Consider the following 26,286-nt stretch of genomic DNA (forward strand, 5'->3'; position numbering starts at 1 on the left):
TAACTTCATTATTTTTTATTCACTTCTACAATAGCATCTTTAATTCCGCCACCTGCCACTTCAAAGAAAGACGGACCAGCCAACAGATATACTTTTTCTAATTTCTTGGTATTTGAAAGTTTGTGTTCTTTTAAATAAGTTTCAGAACGGTTGGCCAATACAATCCCTTTGACTACATTTCCGGCTACCAGAGCGGTTGGAGAATCAATTCCAGCATCTTTCAGATCACTGGCAAATGCGAAATTGGTTACACCTAATCTCATTGCTTCACGAGCGGCCACTTCACCTACGGAAGTCATCAGTTCGGGAGTGAATTTATTTCGGTCACCCAAGCCAATCAACAACAGCTTTTTTGCTGATAGAGAACCTACGGGAGGCGTAATTAAAATCGTTTCCAATGAATGTCCATGAAATTGCCCTGACTGTCTGATCTTGGTGAACTCACCTTTCAAAGCCTCATCCAAATGGACTAATCCATTCAAGCTTGCGGGCAACGCCTGAGCGCTATGAATGTCATTTTCTGTATATTCAAAAACACAGGCAACCTGTAGTTGAGCATCCGCGGAAGATGGTCCCTGCACCAATCCAATCATTGAAATTCCGTCAACGGAGCCCCAGTTTTTTGATGTTCCGACAGGTGTTGTATTTTGGGCAGTTAATGTCAATGATAATAAACCAACTGCAAATGATAAAATGAAATTTTTCATGATTTTAATTTTTAGCATTAATTATTTTTGAGTGTCATTTTTAATAGAATATTTAGGTTCATTAAAAATTTAACCACAAAAGGTTTTAACACTTAAGTTATTTTTAAGTTAAAAGCATTCTATTGAAAAGTTCACTTAAGCTTTCTGAAAATCTTCGATTTCAATTCTTATGTGAGTTTTATATTCTCCATCTGATGAATTCAGATTGGGGATGAGCCTTGGAATCAAATTACATTGTCATTGGAACTTCCATTAATAGAATCTCCGTATTTTCTGCTGTTGCTTTAATATTCAAATCTGCAATATCCCAAACTCCAAAACCATCCTTCGTTTCCAATTGCTGACCTTCGATCTCTGCGCTTCCTTTTAAAATAAAGGCGTAGACTCCATTTCCTGTTTTCTTGATCTGATAGTTGGTTTCAATAGCATTTTCAAAATTCCCTAAGTGAAACCAAGCATCCTGATGAATCCAAACACCTTCGTCATCAGCATTTGGAGATAATATCTGCTGAAATCTGTTTTTACTTTTTGTTTTATCTAATGTGATTTGATCATATCTTGGTGCTACATTTCTCTTATTTGGATAGACCCAGATTTGAAGAAATTTAACCAAGCTATCTGTATTTTTATTGAATTCACTGTGCATGATTCCTGTTCCGGCGCTCATCACCTGGATATCTCCACTTTTGATAATAGCCGAATTTCCCATGCTGTCTTTATGCTCCAAATCGCCTTCCAACGGAATGCTGATGATTTCCATATTATCATGAGGATGTGTTCCAAAACCTCTTCCAGCTTCCACTTTATCATCATTAAGGACTCTCAATACTCCGAAATGCATTCTTTCCGGATTGTGATAATTGGCAAAGCTAAAAGTATGATTGCTTACCAACCATCCATGATCTGCCTTTCCTCGTGATTCCGCTTTATGAATGACTGAATTATCTTTGATTTTTGACTCAGGATTGGGTAAATGATTGTATCCGATGGGCTCTAAGGGTTCGATCTCGTCAATCTCATTTTTCATTGTATTTCCCAATGAAGCGGATGCTACAAACATTCCTGTTCCTAATAATCCTTTCTTTAAAAAATCTTTTCTGTCCATATCTATTCGTTATTTGTTCGTTATTGATAGGACAAATTTAGGGAGATGGAAAATGCTGGGCATTTAACTAGTTTAATAAATTACTTTTTTAAAGTATTTTTATGTGATTATATTCTTTGTTGGAATACGCAAAGGCGCAAGGGCATTATTTATAAAGCATAGATAAGGCGCAAGGATTTTATCTGCGATAAAATTAATTATGGATAATGTGTTGAAAATCTCTGATTTTCTTGCGCCTTAAAAACGTTTTTAATTGTAAAATTTTGCGTCTTTTGCGTCTTCCAACCAATTAAATTTCTTTTGTCTTGAAACCGAAGATTCGACGTAGTCAAACAAAAGGACCAAAAGTTCAAGACTTGGAAACTTCCGCTAAAAATAAATTCTGTTCTCTAAAAATTCTAAAACTTGCGCGAATTCACTGTTTGTTCTTCGATTCAATATTTGTCTCGCGCTTCAAACAGTAGAATTTTCTTACCGTTTACAGTATTTATTTTGCCTCAATATATTATATTTTTTTTATTTGAATCGGCGAACCTCTTCGAGGTTTCTTAACGCTCCATTTTCCTATGTCGATTTTATTATCGTTTTCAATTAAGTTTTGGCTAAAGCCAATTATCGAATGTATACTTGTTAAACAGGCTAAAGCCTGTTTCTATTGATCGGAAATTGGTCATTATTTATGAAAACAGTTGTAGAATTGAGGGTGAAAAATCAACTCCATTTGTGAAATGAAGGAAACAAAACCATTTCTATTTTGAGGCTAATCTTTTTCGGATCGTGCTTACAAATTCTTTTGAAACCCCAAGATAAGAGGCAATATAATACTGTGGAACTCTTTGTGGGATCGTAGGATATACTTTTACAAATTCTAAATATCGGTCTGATGCAGTTTTTGAAATGGTATTCACCAAACGGTTTTGAAGCGTTGATAAATTTCGTTGCACCAACATTCTGAACACTCTTTCGAATTTTGGATATTCTTTTAATAATTTTTCTTTTGCAGTGGGAGTCAGCATATAAATTTCTGAATCTTCCAATGTTTCAATATATAATTTGGATGGTTTCTGTTCCTGAAATGAAGCAATATCACTCGTCCACCAATCTTCAATGGCGAATAAAATAGTGACTTCAAAACCATTATCATCAAGGTAAAATACCCTCACACAACCTTTTTGAATATACCCTTCAAACTGGCAAATTTCTCCTTCTCTTAATAAAACCGTTTTCTTTGGAACAGTCTCGCAAGTGAGTAAATCTGTGAAAAATTTTTCTTCATCTTGACTAAGAGCAATGAATCGTGTTACGTTTTTGATGATATTTTCAAACATATAATAAGTTTACGGCTGCAAATTAGGGAAAAGCGCGTAAACTTCATTCTTTAATAATCCGCTTCCTCCGCCATAATGGTCGATTACCTTTACATCCTGATTCAAATTTTCACAAAAAACTTTGATATCTTTTTCAAATTGTTCCTTTAACCCTGAACTTAACAGCACAATATCAACCTGATTTTCTTTGAGATAATTGTAACAAACGTTTTCATCACTTTGAATCTCTGCTTTCCAACCTTCATTATTTTCAATGATTCTTTTTAAAGTATCCAGTATTTCCTGATTTTTTCCGATCACTAGGAATTGTAGTGTTTTCATTATTTTTTAATTATTTATTTTTTACTATTTTCATTTTTCATACCTTTAATAATGAAGTTAATAGCCTCTCTTTTAACACGAACTTTATTCAGCTTGTACAAAATTTTTAGCAATATTGGGAATCTGAGCTTACAATTATTTTAGTTCTTCAAATGTTACAATAAAACCTGTAATTCAAATCATTGACTTGTCGAAAATACAACAGTCCCCTTTATAAGCACATTGTTTTTATTCTATTAACCTACAACCCCTTATACAATTCCAAACCATTTCTGTATACCCATATTTTTTTGTTTTCTTTATTCAAAACTTCAAATACAAAAGTCTTCCCTTTAGGTAAAGAAATCTCTTTAATAAGTTTAGGTTTTGAATGATACTTAGGAGCTATATGAACCATTCTAAAAGGAGTATTATCCCAAATTCCGAACATTTTATTTTTGATTATAATATTCCGATCTATGATGTCATCATATTCAAAAGGAATCATATTAAAAAGCTTAATATTAAAATTATCCGCCCCATATTTATTTTTTTTACTGAAAACTAAATAAGGCATTTCATATGGCGGGGCAGAAGAATTAATATCATTTGCTGTATAATATTTCTGCTCTATTAGATCATATTGATCAGGATAAGGTAAATATTTATTTTCAGATCGATCAAATAATCCATAGCTATTCCCTTTTTTAAAGGCATAGGCTTTATATCTTTCTTTCTCACCTGATACATGATATTCTACAGCAAATATATCATCATATAGAAAATCTATTTTTTCAGGTTTAAAAGTAGCTACAATTCCAAACTTCTCACTGTTATTATCTTTTACTATAGCAGGTATGCGATCTCTGTAATAATAAACATGTTTATAGTTAATAAGATTATAAGACTCCTTATATAGCGCATCCATCTCTTTTCTTTCCAAAAGATTAGCATTTTTGTTTTTTAAAATTCCGGGAGGCGGAGGAAGGTCTATTCTTTTTGTATATTTTTTTGTCTGGGTAATTTTTTTGCTTCCATCTAATTGATAGGCACTAAATTCCCATACGTCCTGAGATTTTGTATAAGAAATCGAATCGTATTCCACAGGAATGATGATCTCCCCATTATAAAACATTAAGCCCTCCTTTTTATTGATTTCAACAAAGGTGAATAATGAATTAGTCTGCGGATAAGTGTAAATATTGTCATATTTATATGATGAAGGATCTCCCACAAGCTTCCATTTTCCATCTTCAAAAAAGGGACTTTGGATACCTATTTTCCCATTTTTTTTGAAAAATACTCCCCTTTCATTATTTTGAGATTTTACGATTTCGTAATCTTTAAAATATCTATTATTTCCGGCATCAATAAAAAATATTTCATTATTTTTTCTGACATAATAGAAAGAATATGGAGGTGTATTTCCATGCTTACGAGGCTCAATACTAAAGTCTATCATCTCATCATATTGAGGTTTTACCTTAATATTTCCCAAAGTATCCGCCAATCCCCATTTATCTCCAACTTGATATGGAAGCAAGAAAAGATCTTTTTTATTTTGTCCTTTACCAAAAAGGAACATAATCATTAATAAACAATAAATAATATTTTTCATTTTTCTATTTGCTGTTAAGTACAAACATGCTGATTTACTTTTTAATCCTTATATTTTTAGTCAATATCTTTATATTCTTTTAGCTCCCAAATTTCTCTAAAAATGCTTAGTTCCCGTGATTTTCAATTCATTTAAATCCAATTGAGATTCTGCTTTTCGAATTTCGTCATCACTGAAAACCTTCTCTCTTTTCATGGTAAATAATTCCTTTCTCTGCATGGCAAAAATATCAAGCATAATCTGATGGTACTCTTTCAAATCATTTTGTCTGTTGGAACACATTTCCAATGAACTTAAGTGTCCTTTATGTAATTTGATATCGTTTTGTAAACTGTCTTTGAAATTTTCAACCAAACTATTGCTCGTTACGCTCTTCTCATATTTTTCATTCAACCTTTCAACTGCCAGACTATCCAATCTTATCTGAATTCCAGCCTGTTGCTCATGTGAAGGTAAAATATCATCAATCTCTCCGATTTTGGTTAATTTAATAATCAAAGGAAGCGTTAAACCCTGAAAAACCAAGGTCACAAAAATAACAATAAACGTAATGAAGATTATTAAATTTCTCATTGGAAATTCGATCTGATCATTCATCATCACCGGAATCGACAAAGCCGTTGCCAATGAAACCACGCCACGCATTCCTGCCCAACCGATAATCAATGGATTTTTCCATCCCGGACTTGGATCTCTTCGTACTTTTTTACTCAACCATCTCGGAATATGTGCCACCGGATAGATCCATAATAAACGGACTACAATCACAATTAAACTTATGATTAACCCATATTTAATTCCTTCCATTAAAGAAGTCTCCCCCAACCCATTGATAATCTCCGGCAATTCTAATCCTATTAAGACGAAAACCAGCGCATTCATCACAAAAATCAACGTATTCCAAACGCCTGTCATATTGATTCTCGTAGTTCCTGTTTTAAAAATTTCATGGGAACGGAAAGACATGAATAATCCACCGCTTACGACTGCCATTACTCCTGAAAAATGAAAATGTTCAGCACTCAGAAATAAAATATAAGGGGTCGTCACCGTTAATGCTGCATCTATCGCTGGAGTTGTTGGTAAAAACCTATGAATGGCGTAGAAAATGTGAGCCCCTACAATTCCTACTACAATTCCCATTCCTGCAACGAGAAAAAATTGCCCCGTCGCTTCCTGCACTGAAAAAGCTCCTGTCGTCACCGCTACTAAAGCAAATCGGAAAACAATTAATGATGATGCATCGTTGATTAAACTTTCGCCTTCCAACATCGCAAGGGTTCTCTTTGGTACTTTTAATCCTTTTAAAACCGTTGTTGCAGCAACCGCATCGGGTGGTGAAACAATTCCGCCCAACAAAAAACCTAATGCCAACGTAAACCCCGGAATTAAAGATTGAGACGCAAAAGCCACAACAATAGAAGTCAGAAATACCAACCCAAAAGCCATTAATGAAATTGTTCTTTTCCATTTCCAGAAATCATTCCAAGACGTGTACCAAGCTGCTTCGTATAAAAGTGGGGGTAAAAAAATCAGGAAAATAATCTCCGGATCCAATTTCAAAATCGGAACTCCCGGAATAAAACTAATCCCCAATCCTGCCAATACCAAAAATATGGGATATGCAATTTTGATACGCTGTGCCAGCATAACGAGGAGCATGACGAGTAATAAAAGTCCGAGTATTAATAGTAAATGTTCGTGCATAATTAGTTTTATTAATTTTTCTTTTGTCTTGACACAAAAGAAAGAAAAAGTCAAGACTTGGAAACTGAATGCTAAAAATTAAAACTTAATCCTAAAATCCCCAAAACTTGCGCGAATTTTCTGTTTGTTCTTCGATTCAATATTTCTCTCGCGCTTCAAACAGTGGGAATTTTTTAACGGATTAATTTTTAATTTTATTAACGCTTCAGCTTCCTGTGTCGGTTTTAATTTATGAATGAAAAATGAAATTCACATTTTCCATCGCTTTATATTTTTTATGTTTTATTAAAATTTCTTTTGTCTTGAAACAAAAGAAACAAAAATTCAAGACTTGGAAGCTGAATGCTAAAAATAAATTCTGTTCTCTAAAAATTCTAAAACTTGCGCGAATTTATTGTTTGTTCTTCGATTCTAAATTTGTCTCGCGCTTCAAACAGTAGAATTTTCTTAACGTTCACAGAATTTATTTTCTTAACGCTTCAACTTCCTATGTCGATTTTAATTGTGTTTAAAAATAATTGAATTCGCCAATTCCATTTCTTCCTGGTTAATGGAATGACCAAAGTTAGCATATACTTTTTCGGTAACATCAGCATTCATTTCTCTTAAAATATTGGCAGTCGCATACACTCTTTCCACAGGAACATGGAAATCCGGATTGCTCGTTCCCAAGAAAATTGGAGTTTGGGCAAAATCTCCTTTGTAGTTTTCACGATTGATTTTATCACCGATCACACCACCAATAATCGCTACTGCTCCACCGAATTTCTGTGCATTTCGAGCTAAAAATTCCAATGTAAGACAGGCGCCTTGAGAAAATCCAAAAAAGTAAATATTATCCGGTTTAATTCCTGCTTCTATAGCAGTTTTTACGGTCTTGCCAATCGTTTCAATTGCTGATGATAACCACGGCTCGTTTTGTTCGACAGGAGCGATAAATGAAAGAGGATACCAACTTCCATTCGTTGCCTGTGGTGCTAATACTGCATACTCTTCAACGTTTAAATGTTGTGATAAGCTTAAAATATCCTGTGCACTTCCCCCTCGACCATGAATCATAATTAAAGCTTTTTCGGCTTGGTCTAGAGGTTTTCCTGCTGTCTTTATATCTAAAATATGACTCATTATTTTATCTGTATTTTTCTGTTGGATAATTAATTTTGGGAAGAACGTCAATCAAATGTTCTCTTTTTTCTTCAAACTGTTCAGGAAGCATTACATCTTCTCCCAGAGAGGCCAATTCTTCATCGATATCGAATCCCGGACCTGAAGTCGCAATTTCAAATAAAACCCCTCCCGGTTCTTTAAAATACACGGAAGTGAAGTACTTTCGGTCTTTCACTTCGGTATGCTCCAAGCCAAATTTGTTTAATTTTTCAATCATTTCAAGCTGAGATTGTGCATCGGGAGTCGCAAACGAAACGTGGTGAACCGTTCCTCTTCCGGCTAATCCCTTTAACGCATTGGGTGTACAAACCAAATCAACATATTTTCCAGGCTGATCATCTGTTCCGAATCTGAATCGATCTGAACTTTCAGCAATTAATTTATGATCCATTTGGGTTGTCAATAAAGCTGCGGTTCTTTCATAAGCATCCAACCAAATTTCAACATGATGAATTCCTTTGATGGTATAATCTTTTGGAATATATTCATTATCATAGCCTTTTCGAACATCTTTATCATTAAAAACCAACTCTAATCCCAATCCGTCAAAATCTTCAAGATAAATAAAAGCTTCCCCAGAAAACCTTTGCTGTGGCTGCTTGTAGGGAATATTAAATTGATCAAGTCGATTCAACCAATAATCCAGTCCATCCATTGAGATTGAAAAAGCCGTTGTATTCAACATTCCTTTTCCATGTCTCCCGTTTACCAAGCCTTTTCCATAAGGAAAAGTGGTCATAATCGTTCCCGGAGTTCCGAATTCGTCCCCGAAATAGAAATGATAAACATCAGAATAATCAAAATTGACCGTCTTTTTTATTAATCGAAGTCCTAAAACTCCAGTGTAAAAGTCTATGTTTTCCTGTGCATCGCCTGTGATGGCTGTAACGTGGTGAAGTCCTGTGATAAGTGGCATTTTTTTGTTGTTTGTTGATGGTTTCTAGTTGATGGATTCTAATGCGAAGACGCAAGATTTTTATTTTACCGTGCATATTTTTCGTTCACACAGCTATTTGAATACCTTGACATCCGATTTCAATCAGCAATGTCACGTCTGGTTTGTCATTCTGAATGAAGCGAAGCAAAATGAAGAATCTCTATTAATTATAATGAAATTTACTTTATTTATTGAGATTCTTCCTTCGTCAGAATGACAAACTTCATGGTATCGTATTGCGTTAAAACTTTGATTTTGTAAATTATTTTTTACAATTCTTCTTTCAACCAAACATCATTATATTCTTCCGGATTGCGTTTGAATTGGGCGTGAACGTATGGACACAACGGTACAATTTTCAACTCATTTTCTCGTGCGTAGGAAACCAATTTTTCTAATAATATTTTTGCGAAACCTTTTCCAGCGTATTCTTCATTAACTTCTGTATGATATACCGTTAATTTTTTTCCAATTACCGAGATATCCATTTTCCCTGCTTTGTTATCGTCTGAGAACAATTGAATTTCTCCTCTTACATTTCCTAAAACTACTTCTGTTCTTTCCATTGTATTATTTTTTGCTTGTTGCTTGTTGCTTGTTGCTTGTTGCTTGTTGCTTGTTGCTTGTTGCTAAGATATACCGTTTACTAAATTTGAGTAATGACCTATGATAACTTCGGTAAAGCTTCTGCTATTTTATTACGTAATCCTTCGTGTTGTTTTGGAAGTTTTAAGTTAGTTCCTAATTCATTTAAAGGCTCATCAACGGTGAATCCCGGATTATCAGTTGCCAATTCGAATAAGACTCCACCTGGCTCACGGAAGTATAATGAGTAGAAATAATCTCTGTCGATTTTTGGAGTGATGCTTAATCCTGCAGACATTACTTTTTCACGATATTCCATTAAAACATTGTCATCTTTTACTCTAAAAGCGATGTGATGATTGGTTCCTGCAGCATTTCTTCCTGTTATAATTTTATCATTTTCAATAATGTCAATTAAATTTGCAGTTTCTATTGCATCAGTTGTAAAACGGTATCTTTCACCTTCCTGTTTTTGAAGATCGTAACCTAAAATATCTGTCAGCACTTTGATCGTTGGATCTGCTTTTTTCAATGTCAATGTTACATTATGGAAACCTTTCAACGCATTTTCATCTTTAATATCATCAGTTGTCCAAACTTTTCTGTCATCCGGAGTTGATGATTCGATGAACTGTAATTGTAATCCGTCCGGATCTTTAAAAGAAATCATTTTCTCACCAAAAATCTCTCCCTCTTCAATATGTACATTGAACTGTTGAAAACGGTTCTTCCAAAATTCCAAGCTTCCTTTTGGAACAGAATATCCAATGTGTGTTGCCAATCCGCTTCCGTTTATTCCTTTTCCAATTCCTTCCCAAGGAAAGAAAGTTAGAATTGTTCCCGGTGTTCCGGTTTCGTTTCCAAAGTAAAAGTGATATGTTCCTGGATCATCAAAGTTGACGGTTTTCTTTACCAATCTCAGTCCCAAAACCTGAGTATAAAAATCTAAATTTCTTTTTGCATTGTCAGCAATTGCTGTGATATGGTGCAGTCCTAAAATTCTATTTTCCATTTTTTCTATTTGTTTAATTTTGATATGACAAATTTAGGGTGATGAGAAATACTGCACATTTAACTAGTTTAATAAATGATGGAAATTTATTTCGACAAAAAAAGATAATATCTAGAATTTTATAAAGAACTGGACTGAGTTTTAAATAACTCTTTAGAAAAAATAAAAACACCAAATTAATCTTCTTCTATAAGCGCAGAGGATAACCTCGGGTAAGATTTGTGCTTACAGGTGTTTGATTTGACATAAAAAATATTTTGTGTTGGGGGTAGTTGGAAGCTTTGCGTACAAAGCCCCATTAAAGTAAAAGATGACTTTAATTTAACCACAGTATTACATTTTCTCTAGAATCTTTCGGTTGTGAATCACCTTAGAATAGCAAAATTTTTAGTTCTGTAAAAGCATGAGGGTATAACCTCAGGTAATTTTGAGGATTATTGATCCTTGAACTGTATAGAAGGAATACTGAAGATTTTAGTTTTAACTATTTTATATTATTATCTATAATCTTTTTAATCTAAGATTTATAGCAATAAAATAAAGACCTAATTTATTTTATTATGGTAATAAATTACTATTTTTATAATAGTCAATGTTTATAGTAAATAAATCCTGTAAATCTTGAAAATTAGCAAGAGTATATTTATCCCAATTTTTATGATTACTAAAATCCGGTGTCATATCTATTGCATAATCTAAATTACCATCATTTTTGTAGAAAAATTCAACTCCAACCTCTTTTACTCCATTTTCATCTGTAATGTACCAATATTTTTTAGTTTTTTCATGTATTGGCTGTAAAGTATTACTATCTAAGGATTGTGTACATATTGGATATTCAGAGGCGTCATTCTTAAAGACAGATTTATAACTCAACAGAAATGTAGAATTAGGCTCTATAGCATATTGTTTATACGTAATTATTATAAAATTACTAACAAATTCTTTATTACATATAACAAACGAATTTGTTTTATTTTTTAAATAGTTATAAACCTCATTTTCATTTTCAGAATCAACTTTATAATATTCTATCCTAGTAATTGTATTATCAATTATATGATGTTCCTCCTTTACTGTATTCGTAATTTCATCAAATAAAAGTACATTGTATTGATTAATCTGTGTGGCTTGTTTTTCAGTAATTTTATTACCATAAATATTTTTGTATTCTCTTATCATAATATTAGTTTTTAAAATTGAATCTGAGTTTCTGGTGGAATACTTCTTCCATTTCTGGCAGCTTTTTGTGTCATAAAAACAAAATCTAACCTACATCTCTACTTGTAGATGTATCTACCTCAATAAATCAAATATATTTGTAGGAGTTCCTGTAATATTAGTAATCATTCCTAAGCTGTTATATTCATTTCCCATATTTAGTACATTAGACATCTTTCATAATTGAAAGTTGTCTACTATTTGATAGTCTGTATGATACTCATTTTATTTTATCATTTAAAAATCCGTAAGATAAATATTATTTGTTTCTATTGTTTTAGAAACCCTTTGTCTTGAGAATCCATTCCAACTTAAAATTTTAGTCTCAAGCTTTATATTATATGAATTTATAATATTCTGATTCATCATTTTAATTGTCTAAAATAACATTCCATTGTTGTAAAACATCTATAAACTCGTCCAATGGCAACTGTATAATGGGCAAATTGCTTAAAATAGAATTTTCTAAATAAAAGACTTTAGTATCAGCATTTACATATCCGTTTAGATCATCATAAGCAATAACTGAAAACCAGTTACCCGTTACATTATATGCATTTAGTCCTTCTCAATCCCAAAAACCACCTAAGTGATTTTCAACATAAGAATTTCTTATCTAAATATTATTCCAATTATCTTTTAAATATGATAACTGATTTAAGTAACTATTAAGTGTATTAATTTTATTAAAATTGGAATTTAATAGATTTTGCAAATTATTATATTGAGGATTATTAAAGTTAATTTTATGATTTACGATTGAATAATTGCTTAGATTCATTTTTTTATAAGAGTAAAGGTTCATTATTAATTAAATCATTCTTCATACATACAATTAAAAATTAGTATTAAGTTGATTAACATACTCATTTGAAGATAACGTAAAATCATTTACTTCTAAAACTAAGATAATATTTATATTGTTAATAGTAATAGTGTAGTGATAAATTGAATTTGAAGATATTTTATGGTTATTTGGATTTAATTTTATTGCTGAAAACGCTTGTCCAATAATATTCTTCAAGTTGTCTACGTCTTCATATTGCAATTTAAAATTTTTGATTTCGATTAATAAATCCCTTATTACATTAGTAGCAATATCAGCAGTTTCAATACCATTAATATTAGTAAATAAACTTCCTTCATGATCTGAATCTACCATACACCTATCAACTCCCCACGTAATAACACGGTTAGACTGTGTTATCACTTGATTAAGATCATTAATTATCTTAGTTATTGAATTTACCGATAACTCTGACAAACACCCTGAATTAGGAACTTCTTGATAACCTAAAGATATATTTGCACTTCTAGTAATATATTTTTTTGAAATTGAAATTGATTTAGAAATTATCATAATTTTTTAATATTAATTAGTGAAAAAATTATGGAAATGCTGATATAAGGTAGAGAGCTAGGAACAGAGCCAAAAGTGTAATCAATACCTATATACATCGCAACTTTAGTACCTTCACTGTTCATTCCATTTCATTCATTTGACCTTTCAACAGCATAATCTGTAAATAGCTCTTCATTATATCCTAATAATTCATCGGCTGTATTATTAGCCTGAACTAAGTTATCGAAATTAACTCTTACTTTTTCCGGTTGTTTTAATAACATATTTATATTCTTTCGATTGATTATTTTAAAAATATAATATTGGGCTTTGTAACACAACTGATATCCAACTTGATATAAATCATTAAACAATATATCTCATCAAAATTCATTAACTTTTAAGAAAGTTTACCCACTCTATACAGAGTAATTTAAAATCCTCTAAAGAGCATGTAACCGGATACTTATTTTGAGCATCTTGATCCCAGTATTCTATACCATTTGGTTCAATAAAAGCTATATCATCATATTTGTTTGTAAGGCCTGGATTATTAATTTGATTATATTGACCTGCAATTGCTAAGTTTAATTTTGCAATAATTTCTTCCAAAATTTCAATTGAGGTAAAAGCTGAAATGTGAGCCATATCCCAATCCGAAGTTTCTACATCTTTAAAGGTATATCCGTTAACGGTCTTTTTCACTAATTTGATACCTCTTTGTTCTAATATTCCCATATTTTAAAAAAAAATATTTCCAACTTAAAATTTAAATCTCAAGCTTTATATTATATGTATTCACAATATTCTGATTCATCATTTCAATTGTCTAAAATAACATTCCATTGTTGTAAAACATCTATAAACTCCTCCAATGGCAACTGTATAATGGGCAAATTGGTTAAAATAGAATTTTCTAAATAAAAGACTTTAGTATCAGCATTAATATAACCCGTAAGATCATCATAACCAATAATCATAAACCAATTACCTGTGACATTATTATCATGCAATGTTTCGCCATCCCAATACCCATTTAAATTATTTTCAATATAAGAGTTTCTTAATGAGATATTATTCCAATTCTTTTTTAAATATAATAATTCGTTTAAATAGCGATTAAGAGTTCCTAGATTATTGAAATTTGAATTTAATAAAGTTTGTAAGTTGATATATTGAAAATTATTAAAATCTATTTTATGATTAATTATATTGTAATTGTTAAGATTCATTTTTTTATAAGAGTAAAAGGATTACTTTAATTTGACCACAGTATTACATTTTTCTCTAGAATCTTTAGGTTGTGAATAACCTTAGAATGGCAGAATTTTTAGTTCTGTAAAAGCATGAGGGTATAATCTCGGATAATTTTAAAATTACCGATACTTGGTTTGACATAAAAATTATTCTGTGCTTTGGTGTTATCTTATAACTTAGGTTAGCAACCCACCATTACTATTGTCACTATTTACAAAATTTCTCCAAGCTTTTACGATCTCTTTAAAATCTGCTGTAGGCAAACTATAGTCAGGTGTAATATTTGGATTTGAATCGTATGCAACAGAATCATGATATATTTTAGTTGTAGTATATGAAATTGTTATAAGCTGTAAACTTTGAGTTGGATAAATTATATCTCCATTTTGAGATATATTTGATCTTCGACCAATTGCTTCTAGTAAATTATCACAACTAGTAATACTTACAAAATCAGCAATAATCGATTCTAAATAAAAATTACTGGAATGCATAAATTTGATATAAAAATTATTAATTTTTTTCATTTCAAAACTTACATTATAATCTGTTAAAGTACTCATATTATTTCATTTATAATATTGATCAACAAGTTCATAGGTTATTAACATAATAATTATATTTTTCTAATACTCTTTTGATTTGAAATTTAAGAGTCGATGAAACTAAGTAAAAAATTTCAAGGCTGAAAATCTTCCACTAAAAATAAACTACAGAAAATGGATTGCGCAATTTTAGAATTTAGGTTAACAACCCACCATTAGCATCATCACCCTTAACAAAATTTCTCCAAACCTTTACGATTTCCCTAAAATCTGTTGTAGGTAAAGTATAAGCAGCCGCAATATTTGGATTTGCATCATATTTATTTTCATCATGGTACAATTTAGTCTCAGAATATCCTATTTTTATCACCTGCAATCCTTGTGTAAAAATTAAAACATCTTCTAATTGTGGGGAACTATCAAGTACAAGACCTGTTGTTCTTATTAAACTATCACAACTCGTTAAACTACTAAACTCAAAAAGAATAGCATTTAAAGATGGGCTAATTGATGACATAAATTTAAAATCCGTGTTATGAATTTTTCTAATTCCAAAAAACTATTTGATAGTCTGTTATGATACTCATTTTATTTCATTTATAATGTTGGTTAAAGTTGGTAAATTATTTATATAATTATATTTTCCTAATACTATTTTGATTTGAAATTTAAGAGTCGATGAAACTAAGTAAAAAATTTCAAGGGTGAGAATCTTTCACTAAAAATAAACGATAGAAAATGGATTGCAAAATTTTAGAATTTAGGTTAACAAACCACCATTAGCATCATCACCCTTAACAAAATTTCTCCAAACCTTTACGATTTCTTTGAAATCTGCTGTAGGTAAAGTATAAGCTGCCGTAATATTTGGATTTGCATCATATTTATTTTCATCATGGTACAATTTAGTCTCAGAATATCCTATTTTTATCACCTGCAATCCTTGTGTAAAAATTAAAACATCTTCTAATTGTGGGGAACTATCAAGTACAAGACCTGTTGTTCTTATTAAACTATCACAACTAGTTACACTACTAAACTCAAAAAGAATAGCATCTAAAGATGGATTAATTGAAGATATTAATTTGTAATTCATATTATGAATTTTTCTAACTCCAAAAACTATTTTATAGTCTGTTATAATACTCATTTTAGTTTAGTTTATCATTTTAAAATCCTTAAGATAAATATTATTTGTTTCTATTGTTTTAGAAACTCTTTGTCTTTAGAATCCTTTCCAAATTAACACTTTAGCCTCAAGCTTTATCTTATATAAATTTATTAAAATCTGATTTATATTATTTTATTGAAAATCATTCTTTAATTGAGCTACATATTGTCCCTCAGATAAATTAAAATCATCCCCTAACAATACTAAACTAACTTCTATATTATTCACAGTAATATAATAATAATTAGACCATTTTTCATATTGAGACCGATTTGCTTTTATTTCCGTAAATGCCTGACCAACTATCGTTTTATAATAGCCTCCTGCTTTGCATTGCTGCTTGAGATTTTTTAGCTCAATCAAAAAATTTCTTAACCCAGTAGTAGGCACCTGTATTCTTTCTACTTTATCATAATTTCCATAGCGAGATACAGTAGCTTCGGAAGATACATAAAATAAATCCGTTCCCCAATCCAAGTAATCTAACTGCCCTGCAATAACAGCATTTAATTCAGTTAATGTTTCTGTTATCTCATTTAAATCCATATCGGACAAAGCTGATGCTTGATCCATATCTGAGGTGCTCACTCTAATAATTGCAGATCTGAGATGTGTAACGTGTATATGATATTTGTATGACATAGTATATTTTCTTTTATTGATCATGGTATTTATTTTACTAGTAGTTCTTATGAAAGAAAATTTAGTCTTTCACTACAGCTTATAATGGTCTATCAGATTTCCGTGATCATCAAATTTATATACTTCCTGAGTGGTTTCTCCTACTGAATAACATGAATAAATAAGGATACCAGCTTGATTATATTCATTCTCCCAACCTATATGGCTACCTGATTTATATTCAATTTCCGATTTTATCGTACTTTTTGGATGCTTTGAATAAACTACATAACCTGTGTATAATTGGCCATTACATAACAAGACTACTATCAGCATAATGTCCCCATTGTATATTACTCAAACATGTAAACTGACAATAAAAATAATAGTAAAAGTCTTTTCATATATATTTATTATCAAATACGGATAATATTTTTTCAATAGTTTCAGGCCTCTTAAGATCTTTGTTTTTATAAAATTTTTGCAAATCTTCAGGTAAAACAACTTTTTCACTGATTTTATTTATAGCCACAGTTTCATTTTTTATCATTATATAGTTATTACTATTTCCTATATTATAATATTTGGGCAAACCATCATTATTTAATTCTTCATTTTTTAAACAAAGAAGATAGGTCCCTGTTCTAAATTCTAAATTATCATAATAAATATTTGTATTTAACATATAGCTATTATTAGAAAATGGATTACAAATATTATTTATATGAAAATAAATCACCATATCCTCACTCCCTTTTCTAATTTTCGTAACATAATATGTATAATCAAAGAATGAAAAATTAACCCATCCATCATATAAGCCAATTATATTTTTATCAATATCTTCTAAATATTTTTTTCAAACATAATAAGTTTAGTATCTATAAAATAATCAATACTAATACTATCTATTTTCTTTGATACAGCAGCATACGAAGGAAATATTGAAATATCATTTTTTAACAATACACTATCTAGGCTCTTTTTATTTTTTAATAAAATCAGGGATTCATTATTTAATATTTTTGTAACATCTACATGAATTGATCCATGAGGAACCTGACCGAACTGTATTCCAAAAGTTAAAAAAATTGATAATAACAATAGCTTTTTAATCATAATGCTTCTATGTATTTCCTATTACAATATTTCTCATCCATTTATTTTAATTTAATTCACAATAATATGTAATTCTATATTAAAATAGGGTCACTACTCTCTGTCTCCTGCATATTTTAATGAATTAAATGATAATATTTGATTTTCATGTGCAGTCTCTGAATAAAAAACCATAATCAAACAATTGAAAAACAATATGTTAAATGCCAAGTAAAAATTATTTTTCAAAAAGTCTATAATTTTAGTAGACTAATAAGATATATGTTTTATATTTGCAACATATTAAGAACAAAAAATAAAATGAAGACAGAATTACAATATAATTCTTTACAGAAACATAGCATCAATACCATGATGATGGATTGTTGTATGCCTATGCTTTATCTAAATTCCTGTGGTTGACCTTACTTTTATATGACATATTTTTAAAGGCCTTACCACGTTGTAGGGCCTTTTTTATTTCTAAAAACAACATCAAAAAAACATAACTCACAATGACTCACTCAAAAAATAACTGGTTAGTCCCCGTCGCATTTGCCAACATATATGTAATCTGGGGAATTACATTTTTAGCCATCTCTTTCGGATTAAAAGGCTTTCCTCCTTTTATCCTTTCGGGGTTCAGATTTTTAGCTGCCGGAATATTAATGATTGGTTACTTAACGGCAAAAGGAGAAAAAGCCAATTCGTTGGTTAATTGGAGAAAAAATGGAATCACAGGAATTCTTATTCTTACCGGAGGAACCGGGCTGGTAGCTTGGGGAGAGCAATACGTCTCTGCTTCGGAAGCTGCAATTACGATTGCAACAGGACCATTTTGGTTTATTGCCATCGACAAGAAAAACTGGAAATACTATTTCTCTGATAAATTTATTCCTATAGGTTTAGCGATAGGTTTTATCGGATTGATTTTATTTCTGAAAGGAAGTGTAAATTCTAACGCCCATCATCCGGCAATAAGCGATTCTATTCGGGTGACCGCATTTATTGTTTTAGCCATAAGTTCAATAGCATGGGTACTGGGTTCTTTGTATTCTAAGAAAAATCCTGCCAGCCATTCTACTTTTATGAATATTGCGCAACAGCTCATTATTGCAGGGATTGCTTCTTTTATCATCGCCTTTTTCAGAAAAGAATGGAACCAGTTCTCAATCAGTGAAATTCCACTCTCAGCATGGCTGGGTGTAACATTCCTGATCTTCTTCGGTTCTATTGTGGCCTATCTTTCGTATATTTGGCTTTTATCTGTAAAACCGGCCGCTTTAGTAAGTACGCACACGTATATTAATCCCATCGTGACCGTAATTGCTGGCTGGATTATTGCTAATCAAACGATCAACGGAAATCAGCTGTATGGTCTTTCAGTAATATTAATTGGAGTTCTCCTCACCAATATTACCAAATACTTCAAACTTTCCAAAAGATCAAAAGTAAAAATAAGAAGGGTAATGAGGCATGTAAAGAAAAACAACAGACCTTATCAACCCGTATAAAGTGTAAGTAAGTAGCTTAAATATAATGATAGAAATTAAAAACATTTCAAAAACATTTCACCAAAAAAAACAGTCGTTTAAAGCACTGGATGATGTGAGCCTGACTCTTGAACAAGGAGATATTGTAGGAATTATAGGCTTTTCTGGTGCCGGAAAAAGTACTTTGATACGTACTGTGAATTTATTGGAAAGACCCGATCAGGGACAGATTATCATCAACGGAAAAGATTTCACCCAATTAAAACCTAAGCAGCTTGCTCATGAACGCAAAAAAATAGGGATGATCTTTCAGCATTTTAATCTGCTTTCTTCAAGAACTGTTTTTGAAAATGTAGCGCTTCCTTTAGAATTAGATAACAATAACAAATCGGATATCCAGAAAAAAGTCAATGAGCTGCTGAAGATCGTAGGATTGGAAGACAAAGCCAATGACTATCCTAAAAGTCTTTCTGGCGGGCAGAAACAAAGGGTTGCTATTGCAAGAGCTTTGGCTAATGATCCTTATCTCCTACTTTGCGACGAAGCCACAAGTGCATTAGATCCGGCGACCACTCAATCTATTTTACAATTATTGAGAGATATTAATCTAAGGTTGGGAATTACCATTTTACTGATTACCCACGAAATGGAAGTGATCAAATCAATCTGTAACCACGTCGCTGTGATAGACAAAGGTAAACTTTTAGCGAAAGGAACTTTAAGCGAGATCATCTCTAATAAAGAAAATCCGATCATCAAACAATTTTTAAACTCAGGTGTTATGACTATACCACAAGAATTAAATAAAAAACTACAAAAAGAACCACAAGCGGGATTATTTCCACTTGTTGAAATAGAAATTGACGAACATATCTCTGTGGAAAAATTACTCTCCGTTATTTATGATCAATATAAGATTCCATACAAACTTCTGAAAGCAGATGTAGAATATCTTGGAGAATCAAACTTCGGGAAATTATTGCTGCAGCTTCAAGGAGAAGAGGAAGAAAACCAAAAAGCGATCTATTATTTCAATCAAAATAAAATTCAAAATACAGTAAAAGGTTATGCTTAGTGATACGGTAATTTCGCTTTTGTCGAAAGGAGTTTGGGAAACAGTTTATATGACTTTTGTTTCAGGATTTTTCGGCTTCGTGTTGGGACTTCCTGTTGGAATTCTTTTATTTATGACCAGAAAAGATCAGTTGCTGGAAAATGTATATTATAATAGAATACTCTCTATTTTGGTTAATATTTTCCGTTCAATTCCCTTCATTATTTTGATTGTCTGGATGATCCCTTTTACAAGAACTTTGGTGGGAACATCTATTGGAGTCAATGCAGCATTAGTTCCGTTAAGTATCGGCGCTGCACCATTTATTGCAAGATTGGTAGAAAACAGTTTGCTTGAAGTTCCGGCTGGGTTAATTGAAACCGCAAGAGCTTTAGGTGCTACTCCATTTCAGATCATTAAAAAAGTATTGCTTCCTGAGGCACTTCCTTCGTTGGTTAATAATGCAACCATCACTTTGATTACCTTAGTAGGATATTCTGCAATGGGTGGAGCTGTTGGTGCAGGCGGATTAGGACAAATCGGATACCAATATGGTTATATCGGCTATGACGCTGTAATTATGAATCTGGTATTAGGTTTATTGGTGGCTATCGTATTTATCATTCAGTTTTCTGGTGATAGATTGGCTAAAATATTTGATCATCGCTAATTTTAGTTAATCGCTAAGGCGCAAAAAATTGAATAATGATGTTTTTAAGGCGCAAGGATTTTATCTTCGATAAAATTGATTGTGTATAATTGAATATACACTTGGTCATTCCGGAGGAATCTAAACTATTAATTATAATTACGATGTATAGATTCCTCCGGAATAACAAAAAGAGCTTTAAATAATTTATATAAATCGAAAATCTTTGATTTTCTTACGTGTTTGCATTTAAAATAAAATTAATTATAGAAACAATTTACAATGAAAAAAATAAAAATTTTAAGTTTCCTGGCAGCTGGTCTATTATTATTCACAGCTTGTAACAAATCAAAAAAAGAAGATCCTAATCATATTAAAGTCGGTATCACAGCAGGGCCTGAACAGGAAATTGCTGAAGTAGCGAAAAAAGTAGCAAAAGAAAAATACAATCTCGATGTTGAGCTTGTTTCTTTCAATGATTACGTCGTTCCCAATGAAGCGTTGAACAATGGAGATATTGATGCCAATGCTTTCCAACACCTTCCGTATTTGGATGAGCAGTCAAAACAGAGAGGGTATAAATTAGCCGTTGTAGGAAAGACTTTTCTTTATCCTATCATAGCGTATTCAAAAAAGATTAAAAACATCAGTGAACTTAAAAACGGAAGCACGGTTGTAATTCCTAATGACCCTACCAACGGTGGACGTTCATTGCTTCTTTTACAGAAAAACGGATTACTAAAATTAAAAGATGGTATTGGTTTACTTCCTAAAGTAACTGATATTGTTGACAATCCAAAACAACTGAAAATTGTAGAAATTGAAGCTCCACAATTGCCAAGAGTTTTGGATGATAAGGAAGTGGTTATTGCGATTATCAATAATAATTTCGCTGCACAGGCCGGATTAGATGAAGCTAAAAACGGAATCTTTAAAGAAGATAAAGATTCTCCTTATGTAAACCTTGTTGTGGCAAGAGAAGATAACAAAAATGATGAGAAAGTGAAAAACTTCCTTAAAGCCTATCAATCTGATGAAGTGGTAAAAAAAGCTGAAGAGATCTTCAAAGGAGGCGCTGTTAAAGGTTGGTAATGAAAAAGTGAATGATCAATGGTCAATTGTGAAGGGGTAAATTTTACCCACGCATGAGAAAAAATTGATTATTGACAATTTATATCAAAACAATTCTATTATTTTATATCGGGACATCATTTCGGAAAATTTACAATCTGAAATGGTGTCTTTTTATTTTGTCTTTTTTTTATTAGAAATTCTATTACCCAAACCCGCATTTTTCTTACTTACAATTGGTTATTAATGACCAATTATGCAAAAATCACATTTTCTCAATTTGAGATAATAAAAATTTTTCTTAATTTTGTTACGAATCAAAAAAAGGTTTTTATGTTAAAGAAAACTGCCATCATAAGTTTATTCACACTTATTTCTGCTTATTCTATGGCTCAAAATACTACACCCGTTTATTTAGACGAATCCAAACCCGTTGAGCAACGCGTTAAGGATGCACTTTCCAGAATGACACTGGAAGAGAAAGTAGCAATGCTTCATGCACAATCGAAGTTTAGCTCTCCCGGAGTTCCTAGATTGGGAATTCCTGAATTCTGGACCACAGATGGCCCTCACGGTGTCCGTCCGGAAGTAATGTGGGACGAGTGGAACCAAGCCGGCTGGACAAATGACTCTATCATCGCCTACCCTGCTTTAACCGCTCTTTCTGCAACATGGAATAAAAAAATGTCATGGAATTACGGTAAAGCTTTAGGAGAAGAAGCCCGTTACAGAAAAAAAGATATCCTTTTAGGACCTGGAGTAAACATCTACAGAACGCCATTAAACGGAAGAAATTTCGAATACATGGGTGAAGATCCTTTTTTAACATCTAAAATGGTGGTTCCTTATATCAAGGGAGTACAATCAAACGGTGTAGCGACTTCTGTAAAGCATTATGCTCTTAACAATCAGGAAATGTTCCGTCATACAAGTAATGTAAAGATAGATGACAGAACATTGTATGAAATTTATCTTCCGCCTTTCAAAGCTGCGGTTACAGAAGGAGATTCATGGACAATCATGGGTGCTTATGACATGTACAAAAACGAATATGCAAGCCAGAACCAATACCTTCTAAATGATATTTTAAAAGGAGAATGGAAATACAAAGGCGTTGTAGTTTCAGACTGGGGTGCTGTAAACAATACAGAACAGGCCATCCATAACGGATTGGATCTTGAATTCGGAAGCTGGACCAACGGACTTTCTGCAGGAACCAAAAATGCATACGATAATTATTATTTAGCTCAGCCTTATTTAGATTTAATTAAATCCGGAAAAGTAGGAACAAAAGAACTTGACGATAAAGTAACAAGAATTTTAAATCTTGCGTACAAAACGACAATGAACCGAAACAAACCTTTCGGAAATGTTGCTTCTGAAGAACATAAAGCGGTTGCTAAAGAAATCGGTGAAGAAGGAATTGTTTTGTTGAAAAACCAAGGAAACGTTCTTCCAATTGATATCAATAAAGCTAAAAGAATTGCTGTTATTGGTGAAAACGCCATTAAGATCATGACTGTTGGTGGAGGTTCATCTTCATTAAAAGTGAAATATGAAACACTTCCTTTAGACGGAATTAAAGCTAGATTCGGAAAACAATCTGACGTACAATATGCAAGAGGTTATGTAGGAGATATTGGTGGAGAATATAACGGCGTAAAATCCGGACAAGACTTAAAAGACACCCGTTCTGAAGCTGAATTATTAAACGAAGCCGTGGAATTAGCAAAAAAATCTGACTACGTAATCTTCGTTGGAGGATTAAATAAAGCAGATTTCCAAGACAGCGAAGGAAACGACAGAAAAAGCTACGGATTACCATACAATCAGGATAACGTGATCTCTGCTTTAGCAAAAGCGAATAAAAATCTTGCTGTAGTACTGGTTTCAGGAAATGCAGTGGCAATGCCATGGGTAAAAGAAGTTCCATCTATTGTTCAGTCTTGGTATTTAGGTTCTGAAGCTGGAAATTCTATCGCTTCTGTATTGGCAGGTGACGCCAATCCATCAGGGAAATTACCGTTTACTTTCCCTGTGAAATTAGAAGACAATTCTGCTCATGCACTAGGAGAATATCCTGGAAACAAAGAAGAATTAGCAGCCGGAAAAGGAAAAGATCAGAAAAACCCGATCAATATTACTTACAACGAAGGAATCTTTGTGGGGTACCGTTGGCACGATACAAAAAAGATCAAACCTTTATTCAGTTTCGGTCACGGTTTAAGCTATACTACTTTTGAATTCGGAAAAGCGAAAGCCGATAAAACAACGATGTCTCAAGAAGACAAAATCACGTTTACCGTTACGGTAAAAAATACAGGAAAAAAAGCAGGTGCTGAGGTTGCTCAATTATACATCAGCGACTTGAAATCATCTGTTCCACGTCCTGCAAAAGAATTGAAAGGTTTTGAAAAAGTATTTTTAAACCCTGGAGAAGAAAAAGAAGTGACTTTCACAATTGATAAAACAGCATTAAGTTTCTTCGATGCAGCAAAACACGACTGGGTTGCAGAACCTGGAGATTTTGAAGCATTAATTGGTAATTCTTCTGATGCCATTAAAACGAAAGTGAAGTTTACGTTGAAGTAATCTTACTTATATATTTCTAAAATGAAATGCCTGAATCTGATTCGGGCATTTTTTGTTAGGTTTGTTTAAATTAATGAAAATTTAACCGCAAAAGGGACAAAAGCTATCTGCATATCCAACCATTATTTAATTATTAGAAAACAAAAGCCACTCCAAAGAATAAAATCAAATATTTTTAAAAACTTATATGATTTTATTAGCAGTTTAATAATTAAGTTAAAATACTAATATATCTAATCTTTTGTCCCTTTGTGGTTGAAATAAAAGGCTAAACATTTAGTCTTTAAATTGATATTCCGTTAATCTTTGTTCTCCAAATTTCATTAAAATACTTTGTCCTACAGCCCATTTTAAATCTCGGCTCGCGGTTGGTGCAGAAATACTTTTAAAATTTTCTAAATAATCTTTTCTGCTAAATTTTTTACTACCAATTTTATCCTTAAATAAAAATAACCTATCCTTTATACTTAAATTGATATTTTGAGATTGTAAAAGTTGTTTCAAAGACTCCAATATGATGGCTAACATAAATTCAATAAAAGGAGTAGACTGTCCTATTTTATCAGATTCTGAAAGCTTATTATAATATTTTTTTTGATTTTCTTTAATGAGACTTTCAACAGGTAGAAATTCAAAAACAGGATATTGCTGCATTAAAATTAAGGTCTGCCACAACCTTCCCATTCTACCATTTCCGTCTACAAAAGGATGAATAAACTCAAATTCATAATGAAAAACACAACTTTTAATTAATATCAAATCTTTATCATTTTTCAAATAAGTAAAAAGATCATTCATTAAACCTTTTACCATAGTACCACCAGGTGCAAGATGTTCAACTTTTGAACCTTTAACAATTCCAACATTAGTTGTTCTGAATTTTCCTGCGTTCCTAATTAAGTCTTTCATTAAGATAGAATGTGCAAATTCTAAATCTTTAATTTTATTTACATTAAAACGTTTCAAGTCATCATACACTTCAATAGCGTTCTGAACTTCAAGAATATCCTTAGCCGGAGCAATAATTCTTTTATTCTCTAACAAAGCGGTTATTTGTTCTTCTGACAGAGTATTCCCTTCAATTTCCAATGAAGACTGAATCGTTTTGATACGATTTTTCTTCCGAAGTTCAGTGGTTGGTTTATAAAGATGATTAGCATTAATCTCTCCTATTTTCTCAGAAATAGCAACAACTAATTCTAATATTTTATCTGTAATAGTATAGGGTGGTTTCAAAATTTGATAGTATCATATGATACTATCAAAGATAGTATTTTTTAATTTAAACAAAAAAGATCAATAGAAGTAAAAAATCATCTTTGTCATTCTGAGAAGAATCTCAACAATCCAATTTAAAAGCTAAGTCTAAATTCCTACGGAATGACAAACTATATGAATAAATAAGATTAGACATTTTCAAAAACTTGGGGATTTCTTAAATTTCGGCTAAAGCCCAGGTTATGATGCAGAAGAAAAGCGGACTAAAGTCCACTCCTATTGATAGCATCAGGATAGCAATTTTGAATCTAAACAGAAAAAAACAATAGAAGTAAAACAACATATTTGTCATTCTGAAAGAATCTCAACAATCCTATTTAAAAGCTAATTCTAGATTCCTATGGAATGACAAACTATATGAATAAATAAGATTAGACATTTTCAAAAACTTGGGGATTTCTTAAATTTCGGCTAAAGCCAAGGTTATG

Annotated in this window: 28 protein-coding genes; 5 read left to right on the top strand and 23 right to left on the bottom strand. The window is 31.8% G+C overall.

Annotated elements, in window-relative coordinates:
• Positions 1-8: 8 nt before the first annotated feature.
• From AMQ68_RS06980 to AMQ68_RS07085, 22 genes are all read right to left on the bottom strand, one after another.
• Positions 9-707 (bottom strand): M17 family peptidase N-terminal domain-containing protein, encoded by a 699-nt coding sequence (locus AMQ68_RS06980; RefSeq protein WP_241775069.1) that lies wholly within the window; start codon positions 705-707, stop codon positions 9-11.
• Between the two features lie 229 nt (positions 708-936).
• Positions 937-1,812: a pirin family protein gene (locus tag AMQ68_RS06985; protein ID WP_054509848.1), complete on the bottom strand. Its 876-nt coding sequence runs from the start codon at positions 1,810-1,812 to the stop codon at positions 937-939.
• A 749-nt stretch (positions 1,813-2,561) separates the two neighbouring features.
• Positions 2,562-3,140, bottom strand: coding sequence for a Crp/Fnr family transcriptional regulator (locus AMQ68_RS06990; RefSeq protein WP_054509849.1), 579 nt, complete (start codon positions 3,138-3,140; stop codon positions 2,562-2,564).
• 9 nt (positions 3,141-3,149) lie between these two features.
• Positions 3,150-3,461: a hypothetical protein gene (locus AMQ68_RS06995; RefSeq protein ID WP_054509850.1), complete on the bottom strand. Its 312-nt coding sequence runs from the start codon at positions 3,459-3,461 to the stop codon at positions 3,150-3,152.
• A 241-nt stretch (positions 3,462-3,702) separates the two neighbouring features.
• On the bottom strand, positions 3,703-5,058 hold the full coding sequence (locus AMQ68_RS07000; RefSeq protein ID WP_123905631.1) for a WG repeat-containing protein: 1,356 nt from the start codon (positions 5,056-5,058) through the stop codon (positions 3,703-3,705).
• Positions 5,059-5,154: 96 nt separating this feature from the next.
• Positions 5,155-6,765: a Na+/H+ antiporter gene (locus AMQ68_RS07005; protein WP_054509852.1), complete on the bottom strand. Its 1,611-nt coding sequence runs from the start codon at positions 6,763-6,765 to the stop codon at positions 5,155-5,157.
• Positions 6,766-7,263: 498 nt separating this feature from the next.
• Positions 7,264-7,890, bottom strand: a complete 627-nt coding sequence (locus AMQ68_RS07010) for an alpha/beta hydrolase (protein WP_054510049.1) — start codon at positions 7,888-7,890, stop codon at positions 7,264-7,266.
• A gap of 4 nt (positions 7,891-7,894) precedes the next feature.
• Positions 7,895-8,848 (bottom strand): VOC family protein, encoded by a 954-nt coding sequence (locus tag AMQ68_RS07015; protein ID WP_054509853.1) that lies wholly within the window; start codon positions 8,846-8,848, stop codon positions 7,895-7,897.
• A 290-nt stretch (positions 8,849-9,138) separates the two neighbouring features.
• Positions 9,139-9,435: a GNAT family N-acetyltransferase gene (locus AMQ68_RS07025; RefSeq protein ID WP_054509855.1), complete on the bottom strand. Its 297-nt coding sequence runs from the start codon at positions 9,433-9,435 to the stop codon at positions 9,139-9,141.
• A gap of 98 nt (positions 9,436-9,533) precedes the next feature.
• Positions 9,534-10,466, bottom strand: coding sequence for a ring-cleaving dioxygenase (locus tag AMQ68_RS07030; protein ID WP_054509856.1), 933 nt, complete (start codon positions 10,464-10,466; stop codon positions 9,534-9,536).
• A 558-nt stretch (positions 10,467-11,024) separates the two neighbouring features.
• On the bottom strand, positions 11,025-11,648 hold the full coding sequence (locus AMQ68_RS07035; protein WP_054509857.1) for a hypothetical protein: 624 nt from the start codon (positions 11,646-11,648) through the stop codon (positions 11,025-11,027).
• 874 nt (positions 11,649-12,522) lie between these two features.
• Positions 12,523-13,047 (bottom strand): hypothetical protein, encoded by a 525-nt coding sequence (locus AMQ68_RS07040; protein ID WP_054509858.1) that lies wholly within the window; start codon positions 13,045-13,047, stop codon positions 12,523-12,525.
• A 131-nt stretch (positions 13,048-13,178) separates the two neighbouring features.
• Entirely contained in the window at positions 13,179-13,313 is a 135-nt protein-coding gene (locus AMQ68_RS25810; RefSeq protein WP_262483893.1) for a hypothetical protein, read from the bottom strand.
• Positions 13,314-13,422: 109 nt separating this feature from the next.
• The gene (locus AMQ68_RS07045) at positions 13,423-13,767 is read right to left on the bottom strand and encodes a hypothetical protein (protein ID WP_054509859.1); all 345 of its coding nucleotides are present in this window, start codon (positions 13,765-13,767) and stop codon (positions 13,423-13,425) included.
• Positions 13,768-13,850: 83 nt separating this feature from the next.
• Complete coding sequence (locus tag AMQ68_RS07050; RefSeq protein ID WP_054509860.1) at positions 13,851-14,261, bottom strand: hypothetical protein; 411 nt, start codon at positions 14,259-14,261, stop codon at positions 13,851-13,853.
• A gap of 201 nt (positions 14,262-14,462) precedes the next feature.
• The gene (locus AMQ68_RS07055) at positions 14,463-14,849 is read right to left on the bottom strand and encodes a hypothetical protein (protein ID WP_054509861.1); all 387 of its coding nucleotides are present in this window, start codon (positions 14,847-14,849) and stop codon (positions 14,463-14,465) included.
• 178 nt (positions 14,850-15,027) lie between these two features.
• A complete protein-coding gene (locus tag AMQ68_RS07060) occupies positions 15,028-15,348 on the bottom strand; it encodes a hypothetical protein (protein WP_054509862.1) in 321 nt (106 codons plus the stop codon).
• 243 nt (positions 15,349-15,591) lie between these two features.
• Positions 15,592-15,981, bottom strand: coding sequence for a hypothetical protein (locus tag AMQ68_RS07065; RefSeq protein ID WP_054509863.1), 390 nt, complete (start codon positions 15,979-15,981; stop codon positions 15,592-15,594).
• A 153-nt stretch (positions 15,982-16,134) separates the two neighbouring features.
• Positions 16,135-16,668, bottom strand: coding sequence for a hypothetical protein (locus AMQ68_RS07070; protein ID WP_054509864.1), 534 nt, complete (start codon positions 16,666-16,668; stop codon positions 16,135-16,137).
• Between the two features lie 48 nt (positions 16,669-16,716).
• Positions 16,717-16,959 (bottom strand): hypothetical protein, encoded by a 243-nt coding sequence (locus tag AMQ68_RS07075; RefSeq protein ID WP_054509865.1) that lies wholly within the window; start codon positions 16,957-16,959, stop codon positions 16,717-16,719.
• 64 nt (positions 16,960-17,023) lie between these two features.
• Entirely contained in the window at positions 17,024-17,308 is a 285-nt protein-coding gene (locus AMQ68_RS07080; protein WP_054509866.1) for a hypothetical protein, read from the bottom strand.
• Between the two features lie 161 nt (positions 17,309-17,469).
• Positions 17,470-17,742 carry a hypothetical protein gene (locus AMQ68_RS07085; RefSeq protein WP_054509867.1) on the bottom strand — a complete coding sequence of 91 codons (273 nt, stop codon included), beginning with the start codon at positions 17,740-17,742 and terminating at the stop codon, positions 17,470-17,472.
• Positions 17,743-18,236: 494 nt separating this feature from the next.
• On the opposite strand from AMQ68_RS07085, the gene AMQ68_RS07090 reads away from it, so the two are divergent.
• The 5 genes from AMQ68_RS07090 (at position 18,237) to AMQ68_RS07110 (ending at position 24,580) form a co-directional block, all read left to right on the top strand.
• Positions 18,237-19,235 (top strand): EamA family transporter, encoded by a 999-nt coding sequence (locus AMQ68_RS07090; protein ID WP_054509868.1) that lies wholly within the window; start codon positions 18,237-18,239, stop codon positions 19,233-19,235.
• Positions 19,236-19,260: 25 nt separating this feature from the next.
• The gene (locus tag AMQ68_RS07095) at positions 19,261-20,289 is read left to right on the top strand and encodes a methionine ABC transporter ATP-binding protein (protein ID WP_054509869.1); all 1,029 of its coding nucleotides are present in this window, start codon (positions 19,261-19,263) and stop codon (positions 20,287-20,289) included.
• A complete protein-coding gene (gene metI / locus AMQ68_RS07100) occupies positions 20,282-20,938 on the top strand; it encodes a methionine ABC transporter permease MetI (protein WP_054509870.1) in 657 nt (218 codons plus the stop codon). The genes AMQ68_RS07095 and metI overlap by 8 nt, the downstream gene beginning before the upstream one ends.
• Positions 20,939-21,199: 261 nt before the next feature.
• Complete coding sequence (gene metQ, locus AMQ68_RS07105) at positions 21,200-22,009, top strand: methionine ABC transporter substrate-binding lipoprotein MetQ (protein ID WP_054509871.1); 810 nt, start codon at positions 21,200-21,202, stop codon at positions 22,007-22,009.
• Between the two features lie 312 nt (positions 22,010-22,321).
• Positions 22,322-24,580: a glycoside hydrolase family 3 C-terminal domain-containing protein gene (locus AMQ68_RS07110; RefSeq protein WP_054510050.1), complete on the top strand. Its 2,259-nt coding sequence runs from the start codon at positions 22,322-22,324 to the stop codon at positions 24,578-24,580.
• A gap of 276 nt (positions 24,581-24,856) precedes the next feature.
• Here the strand turns inward: AMQ68_RS07110 and AMQ68_RS07115 are convergent, their stop codons facing one another.
• Entirely contained in the window at positions 24,857-25,816 is a 960-nt protein-coding gene (locus tag AMQ68_RS07115; RefSeq protein ID WP_054509872.1) for a Fic family protein, read from the bottom strand.
• Between the last annotated feature and the right edge of the window lie 470 nt (positions 25,817-26,286).

Origin of the sequence: Chryseobacterium sp. ERMR1:04, assembly GCF_001297705.1 — a bacterium.
GTDB lineage: Bacteria > Bacteroidota > Bacteroidia > Flavobacteriales > Weeksellaceae > Chryseobacterium.